This window comes from Pseudarthrobacter sp. NIBRBAC000502772 (assembly GCF_006517235.1).
Classification (GTDB): domain Bacteria; phylum Actinomycetota; class Actinomycetes; order Actinomycetales; family Micrococcaceae; genus Arthrobacter.
The window spans coordinates 2,811,139-2,825,030 of record NZ_CP041188.1 but is presented as its reverse complement, the minus strand read 5'-3'; the positions used below and the strand labels follow the sequence as shown (position 1 = coordinate 2,825,030).

Annotated in this window: 13 protein-coding genes and 2 pseudogenes; 10 read left to right on the top strand and 5 right to left on the bottom strand. The window is 65.5% G+C overall.

From position 1 onward, the window contains the following. Positions 1-81: 81 nt before the first annotated feature. A complete protein-coding gene (locus tag NIBR502772_RS13000) occupies positions 82-1,230 on the bottom strand; it encodes an ABC transporter substrate-binding protein (RefSeq protein WP_168223545.1) in 1,149 nt (382 codons plus the stop codon). 511 nt (positions 1,231-1,741) lie between these two features. Between NIBR502772_RS13000 and NIBR502772_RS12995 the strand changes: the two genes are divergently transcribed. Further along, the gene (locus NIBR502772_RS12995) at positions 1,742-2,734 is read left to right on the top strand and encodes a LacI family DNA-binding transcriptional regulator (protein WP_168223544.1); all 993 of its coding nucleotides are present in this window, start codon (positions 1,742-1,744) and stop codon (positions 2,732-2,734) included. Between the two features lie 57 nt (positions 2,735-2,791). Here the strand turns inward: NIBR502772_RS12995 and NIBR502772_RS12990 are convergent, their stop codons facing one another. After that, positions 2,792-3,535: a FadR/GntR family transcriptional regulator gene (locus tag NIBR502772_RS12990; RefSeq protein ID WP_141140518.1), complete on the bottom strand. Its 744-nt coding sequence runs from the start codon at positions 3,533-3,535 to the stop codon at positions 2,792-2,794. A gap of 208 nt (positions 3,536-3,743) precedes the next feature. On the opposite strand from NIBR502772_RS12990, the gene NIBR502772_RS12985 reads away from it, so the two are divergent. From NIBR502772_RS12985 to NIBR502772_RS12960, 6 genes are all read left to right on the top strand, one after another. Beyond that, positions 3,744-5,108, top strand: coding sequence for an MFS transporter (locus NIBR502772_RS12985; RefSeq protein ID WP_141140517.1), 1,365 nt, complete (start codon positions 3,744-3,746; stop codon positions 5,106-5,108). Between the two features lie 98 nt (positions 5,109-5,206). Beyond that, the gene (locus NIBR502772_RS12980) at positions 5,207-6,991 is read left to right on the top strand and encodes a dihydroxyacetone kinase family protein (protein ID WP_141140516.1); all 1,785 of its coding nucleotides are present in this window, start codon (positions 5,207-5,209) and stop codon (positions 6,989-6,991) included. Continuing rightward, positions 6,988-7,458: a ribose-5-phosphate isomerase gene (locus tag NIBR502772_RS12975; protein WP_141140515.1), complete on the top strand. Its 471-nt coding sequence runs from the start codon at positions 6,988-6,990 to the stop codon at positions 7,456-7,458. Before NIBR502772_RS12980 ends, NIBR502772_RS12975 begins: the two co-directional genes overlap by 4 nt. Continuing rightward, on the top strand, positions 7,442-8,245 hold the full coding sequence (locus NIBR502772_RS12970) for a triose-phosphate isomerase family protein (RefSeq protein ID WP_246848511.1): 804 nt from the start codon (positions 7,442-7,444) through the stop codon (positions 8,243-8,245). Before NIBR502772_RS12975 ends, NIBR502772_RS12970 begins: the two co-directional genes overlap by 17 nt. Further along, positions 8,242-9,057, top strand: coding sequence for a sugar phosphate isomerase/epimerase (locus NIBR502772_RS12965; RefSeq protein WP_141140513.1), 816 nt, complete (start codon positions 8,242-8,244; stop codon positions 9,055-9,057). Before NIBR502772_RS12970 ends, NIBR502772_RS12965 begins: the two co-directional genes overlap by 4 nt. 1 nt (position 9,058) lies before the next feature. Further along, positions 9,059-9,919, top strand: a complete 861-nt coding sequence (locus tag NIBR502772_RS12960) for a phosphogluconate dehydrogenase C-terminal domain-containing protein (RefSeq protein WP_141140512.1) — start codon at positions 9,059-9,061, stop codon at positions 9,917-9,919. Between the two features lie 37 nt (positions 9,920-9,956). On the opposite strand, the pseudogene NIBR502772_RS22795 reads toward NIBR502772_RS12960, so the two are convergent. After that, positions 9,957-10,136 (bottom strand): annotated as a pseudogene (locus tag NIBR502772_RS22795) (Zn-dependent hydrolase); the annotation flags it as partial. Between NIBR502772_RS22795 and NIBR502772_RS12950 the strand changes: the two are divergent. From NIBR502772_RS12950 to NIBR502772_RS22445, 3 genes and pseudogenes are all read left to right on the top strand, one after another. Then, a complete protein-coding gene (locus NIBR502772_RS12950) occupies positions 10,056-10,367 on the top strand; it encodes a hypothetical protein (protein ID WP_210412295.1) in 312 nt (103 codons plus the stop codon). The pseudogene NIBR502772_RS22795 and the gene NIBR502772_RS12950 overlap by 81 nt on opposite strands. A gap of 100 nt (positions 10,368-10,467) precedes the next feature. Next, entirely contained in the window at positions 10,468-10,821 is a 354-nt protein-coding gene (locus NIBR502772_RS12945; RefSeq protein ID WP_141140511.1) for a hypothetical protein, read from the top strand. Positions 10,822-11,008: 187 nt separating this feature from the next. Beyond that, positions 11,009-11,173: pseudogene (locus tag NIBR502772_RS22445) on the top strand (MFS transporter); the annotation flags it as partial. 277 nt (positions 11,174-11,450) lie between these two features. Here the strand turns inward: NIBR502772_RS22445 and NIBR502772_RS12935 are convergent. Both NIBR502772_RS12935 and araA read right to left on the bottom strand, forming a co-directional pair. After that, positions 11,451-12,353: an aldose 1-epimerase family protein gene (locus NIBR502772_RS12935; RefSeq protein ID WP_141140510.1), complete on the bottom strand. Its 903-nt coding sequence runs from the start codon at positions 12,351-12,353 to the stop codon at positions 11,451-11,453. Next, positions 12,350-13,870 (bottom strand): L-arabinose isomerase, encoded by a 1,521-nt coding sequence (araA, locus tag NIBR502772_RS12930; RefSeq protein WP_141140509.1) that lies wholly within the window; start codon positions 13,868-13,870, stop codon positions 12,350-12,352. The genes NIBR502772_RS12935 and araA overlap by 4 nt, the downstream gene beginning before the upstream one ends. Positions 13,871-13,892: the final 22 nt, after the last annotated feature.

Here is a 13,892-nt window from a genome sequence, read left to right as displayed (position 1 = left end):
TCGCCTTTGATCTTTTATCGGTTACGGGGCTAAAGGGGTGGGACTGCGCTGGACGCCCAGTCCCACCCTTCAGCAGAGGAGCTATTTGCTCGAATCCAGGAACTTCTGGAACTCAGCCCCGGCCTTGGCCGGGTCCAGGCTGCCGGTGGCGACCAGGTTCTGGATGCGCCAGTATTCAGTGGTCTGGGACTGGGTGAGGTTCTGGTCGTTGTTCATGTACAGGCCCTTTGCATCGGCGAAGATGCCTTCCCAGGACTTGGTGAGTTCGTCCGTGCCTGTGGGTTTGACTTCCTTGTTCACTGACTGGGTCGAGAACTTGCCCAGCGTTTCTTTCTGAACCGGAGTGGACATCATGAAGTCCAGGAACTTGGCCGCAGCATCAGCGTGCTTGCTGTCCTTGGTGATGTACATGGCCTGCTCGAAGCCGTACATGCGGCCGGTGCCGGTCGGCAGGGGGAACACGCCATAGTCCTCGGCCTTGGTGGCCTTGTCTTTGATCTGGGCGTTGAACCAGTCTCCTTCGAGGGCCATGGCGGCCTTGCCGTTGAAGAACAGCGACGAGGCTTCGTCATTGTTGATGCCGATGAATCCGGAGTTGAAGTAGTCCTTTGACCACTTCTGAAGGTTCGTGAAGGACTTCGTCACGCACTCTTCTTGGCCCCAATTTGCCTGCCTGGTGACCAGCTTGTCGAACGTGTCAGAACCGCAGTAGCCCTCGAGGAAAGTGTCGAGCAGGCGCATGACGTGCCAGTTGACGGTACCGCCGAACTCGATCGGCGTGATTCCGGCGTCCTTGAGCTTCGCGGCTGCATCGTTCAGTTCGTCCATGGTCTTCGGCACCTCAGTGATGCCGGCCTGTTCGAACAAAGCCTTGTTGTAGTACATCGCTTCACCGTTGAGCTTCCACGGAACCCCGTGGTAGCCGCCGTACTGCGTAACGGGCCCGAGGGCTGCCTCCGTGAACCGTTCGGGCCACTTGTACTCGGTGTACTGGGCACTCAGGTCAGCACTGGCGCCGTTCTTCACCAACTCGCCACCAAGACCCGGGCCCGCCCAGAAGTCATAAATGTCGGGGGCCGCGGCAGTACCGATAGAGGTCCGCAGCGCATCCTTGTGCGCATCGACTGCCCGGTTGGTCTTCTTAATCGTGATGTCAGGGTTGGCTGCCTGGAAATCCGTGATGACCTTTTCCTGCGCCGCCGCCGCTGACGGGGAGCTCGGGTTGATCACCCACCAGTCCAGCTGAGTTTTCCCAGATGCATCGGATCCTGCACCGGCAGAGCAACCGGCCAGCACGGCAATGGCCGTAAGAGCAACAGCGCCTTTGGCAAGCAAACGCATCGTCGCGTCCTTTCGTAGGTTTATGTGAGGGTGCCTTCGTCAATTCGGCCGCCCCTTCGGAAAAGCGCGGATGTGATCTGGCCCATAAACGAGTATGTAGGTTTACGATAACTCAAGTCAACCGGTTGACCAATTAATCTTTGATTTACGTACGGGGACAGCGCCCGGCATTGGCCTGACGGCTACTGGCCGGAGGCCAAGCAGAATCGCCTCCGCAGGTGGAAGCAAGCACCGTAGGTTATCGTAAACTTAGTCTGAACAGGGGCCTATCCAATGGGCTTCGTCACCCCAACCTCGCAGCAGCAACCGGCAGCACAAGCTGGGCCGCGTGGCAGACCGTGCATGGAGAGGTGGGAATTTGGCAAAGGCAAGGACGGCGACGCGGCCAAGCATGGCGGACGTGGGGAGGCTGGCAAACGTCTCGACCCAGACGGTGTCCCGGTATTTCACCGGTGTTGGTTATGTGCGGACCGAGACGCGGGACCGGATCGCCGCTGCCATCGAAGAACTTGGGTACGTACCAAATCAATCCGCCCGCACTCTCCGCACGAGCAGGACGAACTCCGTTGGCGTCTTAACCATGGGCGCTTTCAGCTACGGCAGCGCCGGCGTGCTCACCGGACTGGGAGTTGCAGCCCGCGAGGCCGACGTCACCCTCACCATTGCCGCCCTTGATCTCGACTTCGAAGCGAAGAACTGGGAAAACGAGGCGCGGCGCGCACTAACTCACTTCAAGTCCGTACAGGTCGACGGAATAGTCTTGTCGACACCGCTGCCGGACGTCGACAAACTCCTAGCAGATTGGGACCAGTCGACACCCCTGATCACAGTCTCCGAACTTCCATGGACGGACGAAGGCTCCGCAGGCACACACTCCCACGCCGCCGGCTGGGAAGCGACCCAGCACCTCATTGGACTCGGGCACCGGGACATCCTGCACATCGCCGGCCCCGCGACCCGCAACGAAGCACGGGAGCGTGAGCGCGGTTACCGCGATGCCATGCTCGGCGCCAGACTTAGTCCACACGTGCTCAACGTTGCAGACGACTGGTCCTCGATTTCCGGGTATCGCGCCGGGGTACTGGCGGATCCGGCCACATTCACGGCTGTCTTCGCAGCCAACGACGAGATTGCCCTGGGCTTCATGAGCGCCCTGGAAAGGCGCGGGGCCCGAGCACCTCACGACTTTTCAATCGTTGGCGTTGACGACATGCCTACAGCAGCCTACTTCTCACCTCCGCTAACCACCATGCGACTCGACTTCCGGGCGCTGGGCATCGCGACTTTCAAAATGCTCCACCATCAGATCCTCACAGGAGAACGCGCCCAGCATTACGTCGTCGAGCCCGAGCTTGTGATTCGCGATTCGACCTCAGGCGCGCAACGGCTCTAGGGCCCGGCTCACCCGCAACTTTCTACGTGCAGCCCGGTCCGTCCAAATCGACGGATGCTACTGCGATGCGTCGAAGCCAGCGAGCAGTCGCCTGGAAGCCGTCTGCATGTGTGAACGCATAGTCAGTGTGACGGCGTCGGGGTCCCGCGCTTCAAGGGCCGCAAAGATCTGCGAGTGTTCCCTCAGGGCCGCCGCCGCATGCCCCTCGTCGGTCAGCGCACGGTCCACCCAGATCCGCAGCAGGGACCGGATGCTCTGCAGCAGCTCCTGCAGAACCTGATTGCCCGAACTCTCGGCAATTTCGCGGTGAAACAAAGCGTCCGCCTCGACGAACGCGGCAAGGTCATCGAGCGTGTGGGCCATAATTTCCAAGTTGCCGCGCATGCGGTCCAGCGCTTCGTCGGTAATCCGGTCGGCAGCCAGCTGCGCCGCCTGGACCTCCAGGCCGCTTCGCAGCTCCACCAGCTCTCGGGTCCGGGGCGCCCCAAGCATCAGGCCCCAGCTCAGCGTGCGGGGCAGGAGTTCGGAAATGCCGTCCCGGAGGTAGGTCCCTGAACCTGGGCGGACAATCACGATGCCCAGGATTTCCAGGGCTGCCAACGCCTCGCGCACGGCAGACCTGCCGACACCGAGGGACGCCGCGAGCTGGCGCTCCGCAGGAAGCCGGGTTCCGACGGCGATATCCCCGCTTGTGAAATAGGCCAGAAGGCGCTCGGCAACCTCCGACACAACGGAACCCTGCCCTACGGAGCCGAGGGCGGCACTGATCTTGGCCGCCGAGGCAGCGGAATTTAGGGTCACGGTCCAAGCCTAACAACCGGCTGACCAATTCGGCGGAACGGACCCGCGCGAAAAAGCACACGTCAACCGGTTGACCAATTTAAGTTCCGGCTCTATGGTTTAAATCACACGCTTTAGCCGGAGCCGGCCCCACCGGCATGGGCAGTGAGTCAGCCCCGGCGCATCCAGTGCAGGAAGCCGCCCGGGACATCAACATCTAGGAGTCAACGTGGACACCACACAATCGGTGGTCGAAAAATCTGCAATCAGGAAAGTGGCGATCCGGCTTGTTCCCTTCGTCGCCCTGATGTTCTTCATCAATTACCTGGACCGCACGGCAATTTCCTTTGCCGGTCCGAACGGCATGAACACGGACCTGGCCCTCTCGGCCGCCCAGTTTGGCTTCGCCTCCGGCGTCTTCTTCATCGGCTACATCCTGCTCGAGATTCCCAGCAACCTGGCACTGCACAAGTTCGGAGCGCGCCGCTGGCTCGCCCGCATCATGGTCAGCTGGGGCATCGTGTCCCTCCTGTTCACCTGGGTGGGCAACGTGGAGCAGCTCTACATCCTGCGCTTCATCCTGGGCGTAGCAGAGGCCGGGTTCTTCCCCGGCGCCATCCTCTTCCTGAGCCTCTGGGTTCCGTCCCGCCACCGCAGCAAGATCCTCGCCCTCTTCTACTTGGCCCAGCCGCTGACCACCGTGATCGGTGCCCCGCTGGCTGGCCTCCTCATCCAGCAGCATGGCCTCTTCGGGCTTGAAGGCTGGCGCGTAATGTTCTTCGGCGTCGCCATTCCGGCCATCATCGTCGGCATCATTGCCTGGTTCTACCTCGCTGACTCCCCCGCCAAGGCCAAGTGGCTGACCGCCGAGGAAAAGACCTGGCTGACCGGCGCCCTGGAGACGGAAAAGAAGGCGACCACCGCCAGCAACAAGCACGTCAGTGTCCGCACCGTCTTCGGCAACGGCCGGGTCTGGATGCTGTCCGCCATCTACTTCGGCTTCATCTACGGCCTGTATGCCCTCGGGTTCTTCCTGCCCACCATCATCGCCGGCTTCGAAGGCCTCTACGGCGCCAAGTTCGATGTTCTTCAGAAGGGCCTCATCACCGCCATTCCCTACCTGCCGGCGGCGTTCGCCCTGTACTTCTGGTCCAAGGACGCCACAAAGCGCGGCGTCAAGACCTGGCACATCGCCCTCCCGGCGCTTTTCGGCGGCCTGAGCATCCCGCTGGCACTGTTCGCCGGCTCGCCGGCCGCAACGATCGCCGTCATCACCATCACGGCCATGTCGATCTTCGCGGCCCTGCCCAACTTCTGGACCGTACCCACCCAGTTCCTCACCGGCGCGGCAGCCGCTGCCGGCATCGCCCTGATCAACACCGTGGGCAACCTCGCCGGATTCAGCGCCGGGTACATCACCGGCTGGCTCAAGGACCTGACCGGCAGCTACACGGTACCGATGTTCGTCGTCGGCGGCTTTATGCTCCTGTCCTCCATCCTCATGGTGGCGCTGAGCCGCTCCGGCAAGGTCAGCGATGGAGTCCCGGCGGAAGCCCTTGACCCTGCAGGGGCCGGACACCACGCCGAGCCGTAACAGGCCCGGGGGCGTCCCCCTTACCCGGGGACGCCCCCGCACCAACCCACCCCCCACCCCGAATCACGACTTCCCGCAGCTAGGCCCAGGAGCTCCCCATGACACGCCTTTTCAATGAACCAGCAGCCTTCGCTGACGAGATGATCGAAGGCTTTGTTGCCTCCCACGGCCGCTGGGTGAAGCGTGTTTCGGGCGGCGTGGTACGCAACACCAAGAGCACCCCGGACACGGTGGCCCTGGTGATCGGCGGCGGCTCCGGCCACTACCCGGCGTTCGCCGGCCTGGTGGGACAGGGCCTGGCGCACGGCGCAGCGATGGGCAACCTCTTCGCCTCCCCCTCGGCGCAGCAGGTCTACAACGTGGCCAAAGCATCCAACAACGGCGCCGGCGTGCTGCTGGGCTACGGCAACTACGCCGGCGATGTCCTGCACTTCAACCAGGCACAGGACCGCCTCCGCAAGGAAGGCATCGACTGCCGCAGCATCGCCGTCACCGACGACGTCTCTTCCGCCCCGCTGGCCGAACGCGCCAAACGCCGCGGCATCGCCGGGGACCTGACCGTCTTCAAGGTCGCCGCCGCCGCAGCGGAAGCCGGCTACTCCATGGACGACGTCGTCGCCATCGCCGAGCGCGCCAACGACCGCACCCGCTCCTTCGGCGTTGCCTTCACCGGCTGCACCCTGCCGGGCGCGGACCACCCGCTGTTCTCCGTCCCCGAGGGCCGGATGGCCGTGGGCATGGGCATCCACGGCGAACCCGGCATCGGCGAGACGGCCATCCCGACGGCGGATGAGCTCGCCGAGCTCCTGGTCGCCAAGCTCCTCACCGAAATCCCCGACGGCCTCGAGGCCGCCGGCGCTTCTGCCCGACGGCGCGTGGTGCCGATCCTCAACGGCCTGGGCAGCGTCAAGTACGAGGAACTCTTCGTGGTTTACCGCCGCGTCGCCCAACTCCTGGCCGAGGCCGGCCTGGAAGCGGTGGACCCGCAGGTGGGCGAACTCGTGACCAGCTTCGACATGGCCGGCACGTCCCTCACCCTGTTCTGGCTCGACGACGCACTCGAGTCCCTCTGGAACGCCCCGGCGGACGCTCCGGCCTTCCGCCGCGGCGCCGTCACTGCGGCGGCACTGGACGCGTCCGACGGCGGCGAAGTGGCCGACGTCGAACTCTCCATCCCGGACTCGACGGCGGAGTCCCGCGCCGGTGCCGTCCGCATCCTCGCCGCGCTCGGCGCCGCCAAGGCCGTGGTGGAAGCGAATGCTGACGAACTGGGCCGGATCGACGCGATCGCCGGCGACGGTGATCACGGCATCGGCATGGAACGCGGCGTCCGCGCCGCCGTCGAAGCCGCAACGGACGCCGTCGCCCGCGGCGCCGGCGCGGCCACCACGCTGCACTTCGCCGCAGACGCCTGGTCCGACAAGGCAGGCGGCACGTCCGGCGCGCTCTGGGGCATGGCCCTGCGGGCCGTCGGTGACGCGGTCGGGGACGCCAACGCCCCCGACGCCGGAGCTGTCGCCGCCGGAGTCGCGGGTGCCGCGGCCGCGATCATGGACTTCGGCAAGGCCAAACCCGGGGACAAAACCCTGGTGGACGTCCTGGTCCCGTTCCGCGACGCCTTGGCAGCCGGAGTGCACGCCGGGCACTCCCTGACCGACGCGTGGGGCGCCGCCGCCACCGTCGCGCAGCAGGCCGCCGACGATACCGCCGGGCTGCTGCCCCTCATGGGCCGCGCCCGCCCGCACGCCGAGAAAAGCCTCGGAACCCCCGACGCCGGAGCGGTCTCCATGGCCCTGATCGTCCGGGCCATCCACAACACCTTCGGCGAGAAATCACCCGCCGGGAACACCCCCAGCACCAACTCAGTCAAGGAGAACGCATGAGCGCCAAACTGCGCCTGGTCATCGGAGCCGACGACGCCGGATTCGACTACAAGGAAGCCCTCAAGGCTGACCTGGAGGCCTCCGACCTGGTCGAATCCGTGACCGACGTCGGGGTGGATGCCACCAGCCACACCCCCTACCCGTCCGTGGCCATCGCCGCCGCCGAACTTATCGCCGCCGGCAAGGCCGACCGTGCCCTGCTGGTCTGCGGCACCGGGCTCGGCGTAGCCATCGCCGCGAACAAGGTTCCCGGCATCCGCGCCGTCACCGCGCACGACAGCTACTCGGTTGAACGCTCCATCCTCTCCAACGACGTCCAGGTCCTCACCTTCGGCCAGCGCGTCGTCGGCCTGGAACTGGCCCGCCGCCTCGCCAAGGAATGGCTCACCTACACCTTCGACGAAACCTCCGCCTCGGCAGAGAAGGTCACACTGATTAAGGACTATGAGGGTGTCACTTCCTGCTAAGAAACCGAAAGCCATCATCGGCGTCAGCCTGAAGATGTACTTCGGCTACCAGCGCTCGGTGGACTATTGCCGCGACGTTGCCGGCGTCGCGTTCGCGCACCCGGCAGTACAGGGCGGCGACATTGAGCTGTTTGTCCTGCCTACTCTCCCCGTCCTTCCCGAAGCTGCCCGCATCCTGGGCACTGCAGGAGCCGCCGCGGGCGCCCAGGACATCTTCTGGGAAGACGAAGGCGCGTTCACCGGTGAAGTGGGCGGCAAGACCGTGGCCGAGCTCGGCGGACGCTACGCCGTGGTGGGCCACGCCGAACGCCGCCGGATCTTCGGCGAAGATGACACGGTCATCGGGCTGAAGACGGCCGCCGCCTACCGCAACGGCCTTACCCCGGTCCTTTGCGTCGGGGAACTTCACGCCGGTTCGCCGGAAGAGGCTATAACGCATTGCACCGCCGAGATCGACGCCGCCCTCAACCGCGCCCAGTCGCTGGGACCCGCCGGCCGGACCATCGTGGCCTACGAGCCGCAGTGGGCCATCGGCGCCCCGGATCCCGCAAGCCCGGAGTACATCAGCGCCGTCATCACCGGGCTGGACGCGCACCTGCGCGCCCTGCCCGGCCAGGCGGACAGCCGCGTGATCTACGGCGGCAGCGCCGGACCCGGCCTGATCACCAAGCTGGACTCCGCCGTCGCGGGCCTGTTCCTGGGCCGCTTCGCCCATGACCCGAAGGCACTGAAGACCATCCTGGACGAGACGGCCGCACGGCTGGCAGCAGCGGAGGTGGCGGTATGAGCCGCACCGGCCCGGGCTCACGGATCGGCCTGAGCAGCTACGCCTTCTTCTGGCAGCTCTCGGACAAGGTGACCGAACCGCTCAGCCTCCACCAGGCGCTGGAGCGGACCGCGGAACTCGGCGTGGACCTCTTCCAGGTCTGCGACTATGCCCCGTTGGAAGCGATGACGGACTCCGAACTGGATGCCGTCCTGGCCACAGCTGACCGGCTGGGCATGACCCTGGAGCTCGGCACCAAGGGCATCCGCCCGGAGCACCTAAGGAAATTCCTGCACATCGCCGGCATCCTGGGCTCGCCCCTGCTGCGGACCATGTTCAACGTCCCGGGCCACACCCCGACGGCGGAGGAAGCCGTGGCGATCTTCAAGGAGGTCCTGCCGGAGTTCGAAGCCGCGGGCGTCAAGATCGCGGTGGAAACCTACGAGCAGGTGCCCACCTCCCGGATCCTGGACGTGATCCGCGGAGTGGACAGCCCGTACCTCGGCATCTGCAGCGACCCGGCCAACACGGTCGCTGCGCTGGAGATGCCGCGCGAGGTGATTGACGCCGTCGCGCCTTACGTCCTGAACATGCACGTCAAGGACTTCGCGTTCAGCCGCAAGGACGGCTGGGTCGGGTTCACCTATGCCGGCGCACCGCTCGGCGAAGGCCTGCTCGACTACGAGTACATGGTCAGCAAATTCCAGCCGCACCAAAGAAGTATCAACCAGATCGTCGAACACTGGCTGCCGTGGCAGGACTCCGAGGCGGAGACCATCCGCCTAGAAAACCAGTGGACCCAACACAGCATCGAATTCCTAAGGAGCAAGTGAAATGTCAGCAGAAAAATTGACCGTCGCCGTCGTCGGAGCCGGTGGAAAAATGGGAATGCGCGTTTCCCGGAACCTCCAGAAGAGCGCCCACACCGTCTTCTACACCGAGAACTCCCCCGCCGGCCAGGAACGCGTCCAGGCCGAGGGCCGCGACATCACCTCCACTGAGGACGCCGTCAAGAACGCGGACGTGGTTATCCTCGCCGTCCCGGACACCGTCCTGGGCGTTGTGTCCGAGGGCGTTGTCCCCCAGATGAAGGCAGGCGCGATCCTGCTCACCCTGGACCCCGCCGCCGCCTACGCCGGCCTGCTGGCCAAGCGCGACGACGTCGTCCAGGCAGTTGCGCACCCGTGCCACCCGTCTGTGTTCCTGGAGCGCACCACCAAGGAAGAATGGGCCGACACCTTCGGCGGCGAGGGCGCCCCGCAGAACGTGGTTGCCGCGATTGACGAGGACGCCCCGGCAGCGACCCGCGATTCGGCCGAGGCAGTCATCCGCACCATCTACGCCCCCGTCATCGACGTCCACTGGGTCACCGTGAAGCAGCTCGCCATCCTCGAACCCACCCTGGTGGAAACCGTGGCCTGCATGATCGGCACCCTGCTCAACGAGGCGCTGCACGAGACCGTGCACACTGCCGGCGTTCCCGAGGAAGCGGCCAAGGCCATGCTGTTCGGCCACGTGCAGATCGCCCTGACCAACGCCCTCCGTGGCTCCAACCCGTTCTCCGAGGCGTGCGAAATCGCTATCCAGTACGGCAAGGACACCATCATCAAGGACGACTGGAAGAAGATCTTCGACGACTCCGAGCTCGACGGCGTCATCGCCAAAATGCTCAAGCTGGACGCCGTCAAGCGCTAAGCCTCAAGTGATAGCCCGGTGCGCGGCAGTTGCCGCGCACCGGGCTATTTGGGTTGCGCAGGTAAAGCAGGAGGTTGACCCGGGACGGGACCACCACCGGCGAATTGGGATACACGGTCAGCTCACCCACGGAGGTGTGCAGCACGCCGGGGAACCTGTCGGCCAGTTCGCGGGCGGCCACCACCAGCATGGCGGCGCCCAGGAGGGACCCCTGACGGCCGCCGCGGCGTGGGCCCGGCTGGCCAAGCAACAGCTCCAGGACGCCGGCCTGGACTTGTGGGCGGACCTGGACGCGGCACTCTCGCCGCGCCGCGGCGGAGAACGCGAACGCCTCGAGGAGACGGTGCGTCATTTCCTGTCCACAGGAAACATCACCACCCAGGACCTGACCGGAATCGACCTTGCCGTTCCCGCCCAGGTGGCCAGGCTGGTAGTGGCGTGGGCCTGACGTCTGCGAGCGTCACCAGTGGCGGCGCCCGCCCAAGCCACACCCCCTTGACCGTGGGGCGCAACGGTGCCGTAATGAAGTTGAGTGGAGGAGGACGATCGTGGACGTCTTGGAATCCGTGTCCAAGGGAATGCGCGTTGTGGATGCGTCGGGCGATGATATCGGTGCGGTTGAGCGCATCGTTCCGCCCAACACTAAGGCAGAAGTGTTCGAAGAAGCCGCCACGGCTTCCCAACAGGATTTGATCAACCTCGGGCTGAGTGCTGTCTTCGGCAGGGAACCGAAAGTACCCGAGCTGATGGCCCGGCGGTTGTTCCATTCGGGCTACATCAAAATCGATGCCCGCGGATTCTGGGCAAGCGACTCGTATGCTGCTGCGGATGCCATCAACCGGGTCGAAGACGGAAAGGTGTACCTGAACCTGACCCGGCACGAACTTTCTGCCCAGGTGTGACGCACTGATCCGGCGCAGGCCGCCCGACTGGTAATGGTCTGCGCGTAGCGGCCCGTTAATACCTGAGGGGCATGTTGTGTGAACTCACATTTATCGGCCTTTTCTGGTGGATTTTTAGCCACTGAACTCCAACGTGGTAAATACCACCACCACCGCCGCTGCTACGGCACGGCTGGACCTCGCAAAAATGCGCAAAATCGCCCTCGCCAGCGTCATCGGTACCACCGTCGAGTGGTACGACCTCTTCGTTTTCGGAACAGCTTCCGCGCTCGTCTTCAACAAAATCTTCTTCCCCAGCTTCGACCCGCTGGTGGGCACCATGCTCGCATTCGGCACGTTTGCCTCGGCCTACCCTGGCACCGGCCTGCCCGTCTTCGCCCGCGGCACGTCGTGCCTCACCACCAAGCGTGTACACGGCACGGAGTCTGCGATCAACGTTCCCGTGACATGCGGGGGCGTGGACGTGGCCCCGGCGACTGGGTGCTGGGCGACGATAACGGCGTGATTGTGTTGTCCCTGCGGGAGGCGGCAGCTGTCCTGGAGCAGGCGCCCGCCTCCGAAGCGGCCGGCCCCGGCAGACTGCCGGGGCCGGCCGCTTCTGTGCGTATCAGCGCCACCATCACGCGGCATCAGGCGGCGAAGATACTCCAGCCGGCCTGGTGGCTGCTGCCCGGTTCCAGCTGCAGCAGGTCCTGGCCGCTGTTGAAGGCGTCCGGCGGACAGGTCATCGGCTCAACCGCCAGGCCCAGCCTGTTTGCTGCGGGGGCGGGTTTGTCGGCGGTATGGATCTGCAGCCAGGGGCATGTCCGGTCCCAGGCCATGCCCACCCCGGTTCCGCCGGGGTCCCTGGCGATCAGGTGGGCGTGGCCGCCGTCGTCGAACTCAAGGTCGGTGAAGGCGTGGTCGATCTGTGTGCCGCCGATTGCCCGCGGCGCCCGGAAGTCGAAGTGGTGGCCCTCCACCGTCCGGGTGGCGACCGGCAGGAGCCGGTCCGGCGTGACCTCGAGGAAAGACCCCGCGGGGATCCGGACGGTCCATTCATCCAGAGGCGCGGGGCCCGCCAGCAGATACGGGTGCGGGCAAACCCCGTAAGGGGCCGCCTCGTCTCCGGCGTTGTTTGCCGTGACGGTGGTGTGCAGCCCGGCGTCGTCCAACTTGTATTCGAGGCGGAGCCGAAGGTGGAACGGATACCCAGGCGCGCCGGGGATCTCACAGGACAGGCTCAGCGCATCGGCACCGCTGCGTTCAACGGTCCACAATCGGTCGAAGGCGAGCCCGTGCAGCGCCGTGCCCCTCTCCGGTTCGTTGATGGGCAGTTGATGCTCGACGCCGGCAATACGGTAGGTGCCGTCGGCGATCCGGTTGGGCCACGGCGCAGCGACGATCCCCCGGTAGGACGGGATGGGCGCATCGGCGTCGAACGGCACCACCAGGTCCCGGCCCTGGAACGTCAGCCGCCTCAGGGCACCGCCGCGCTGCACGACGGAGGCGGTGTAGTCCCCCGAGACGAGCTGAAGTTCGGCGCCGTTCACAGGCCGCCAGCCAGCTTATAGTAGGCGGCGTTCCAGTTGAGTTCCTTCTTGAACTGCTTGATGGTGGTGCCTTCATCGATGGTGAGGAGCTCGGTCTTGGCAATTTCGGCGAAGTCCTCGAACACGTCCAGACCCACCTGCGTGGACAGTACCGTATGGTGCGCGGCGCCTGCGGTGAGCCACGCGGCGGCCGACGTGGCGAAGTCGGGTTTCGGCGACCAGAGAGCCCGGGCCACCGGCAGGTTGGGCAGCGGCTCGTCCAGGTCCACGACGTCGACGGCGTTCGCCACGAGCCGGAAGCGGTCGCGCATGTCCGAGAGCGCCACCACGACACCGGGGCCGGCGTCGGTGTCAAACACCATCCGGACCGGGTCTTCCTTGCCGCCGATACCGAGCGGGTGGATCTCGACGCGCGGTTTTGTGGCCGTCAGCGACGGGCAGACCTCGAGCATGTGCGCGCCCAGGATCTTCTCGGCGCCGGGCTCGAGGTGGTACGTGTAGTCCTCCATCAGGGAGGCGCCGCCGGGCAGGCCCGCGCCCATTACCTTGGCGGCGCGGACCAGAATGGCCGTCTTCCAGTCGCCCTCGGCGCCGAAGCCGTACCCGTCGGCCATGAGCCGCTGCACGGCCATGCCCGGCAGCTGGCGCAGTTCGCCAAGATCCTCAAACGAGGTGGTGAACGCGGCGGAGCCGTTGGCCTCCAGGAAGCTGCGCAGCCCCAGTTCGATCCGGGCGCTGTATCGCAGCGACTCGTGCCGCGCTCCCCCGGCGCGGAGTTCCGGGAGCACCTCGTAGAGGCTCTCGTATTCCGCAACCAGTGCGTCGACGTCGGACTCTGCGGCGCCGTGCACGGCGTCGGCGAGTTCGTTGACGGACCACGTGTTCACGGAGACGCCGAAGCGCAGCTCCGCTTCGGTCTTGTCGCCTTCGGTGACGGCGACGTTGCGCATGTTGTCACCGAAGCGGGTCAGCTTGAGGGTCCGGACCGCGGCCCAGCCGGCCGACGCCCGCTGCCACACGCCCACCTGGCGCGAGACTTCCGGGTTGGACACGTGGCCCACCACGGTCTTGCGGGGAATGCCGAGGCGGGACTGGATGTAGCCGAACTCGCGGTCGCCGTGGGCGGCCTGGTTCAGGTTCATGAAGTCGAAGTCGATGTCCGCCCAGGGCAGCTCAACATTGGCCTGCGTGTGCAGGTGCAGAAGCGGCTTGCGCAGCAGGTCCAGGCCCTGGATCCACATCTTGGCCGGGGAGAACGTGTGCATCCACGCCGTCACACCGATCACGGAATCGTCCGCGTTCGCGTCCAGCGCGGTGCGGCGGATGGCGTCCGAATCAGTGAGGACCGGCTTCCAGACCACCTTGACGGGGACGTCGGAGGAGGCGTTCAGCGCGGCGGCAATCTCCTGCGACTGGGCGGCGACCTGCTTGAGGACGTCGTCGCCGTAGAGGTGCTGGCTGCCGGTGAGGAACCAGACCTCGTAGTGGCCGAGGGACGTGCTGTTGGCGTTGTTCATGTTTTTCTCCTGTGAAAGTTTG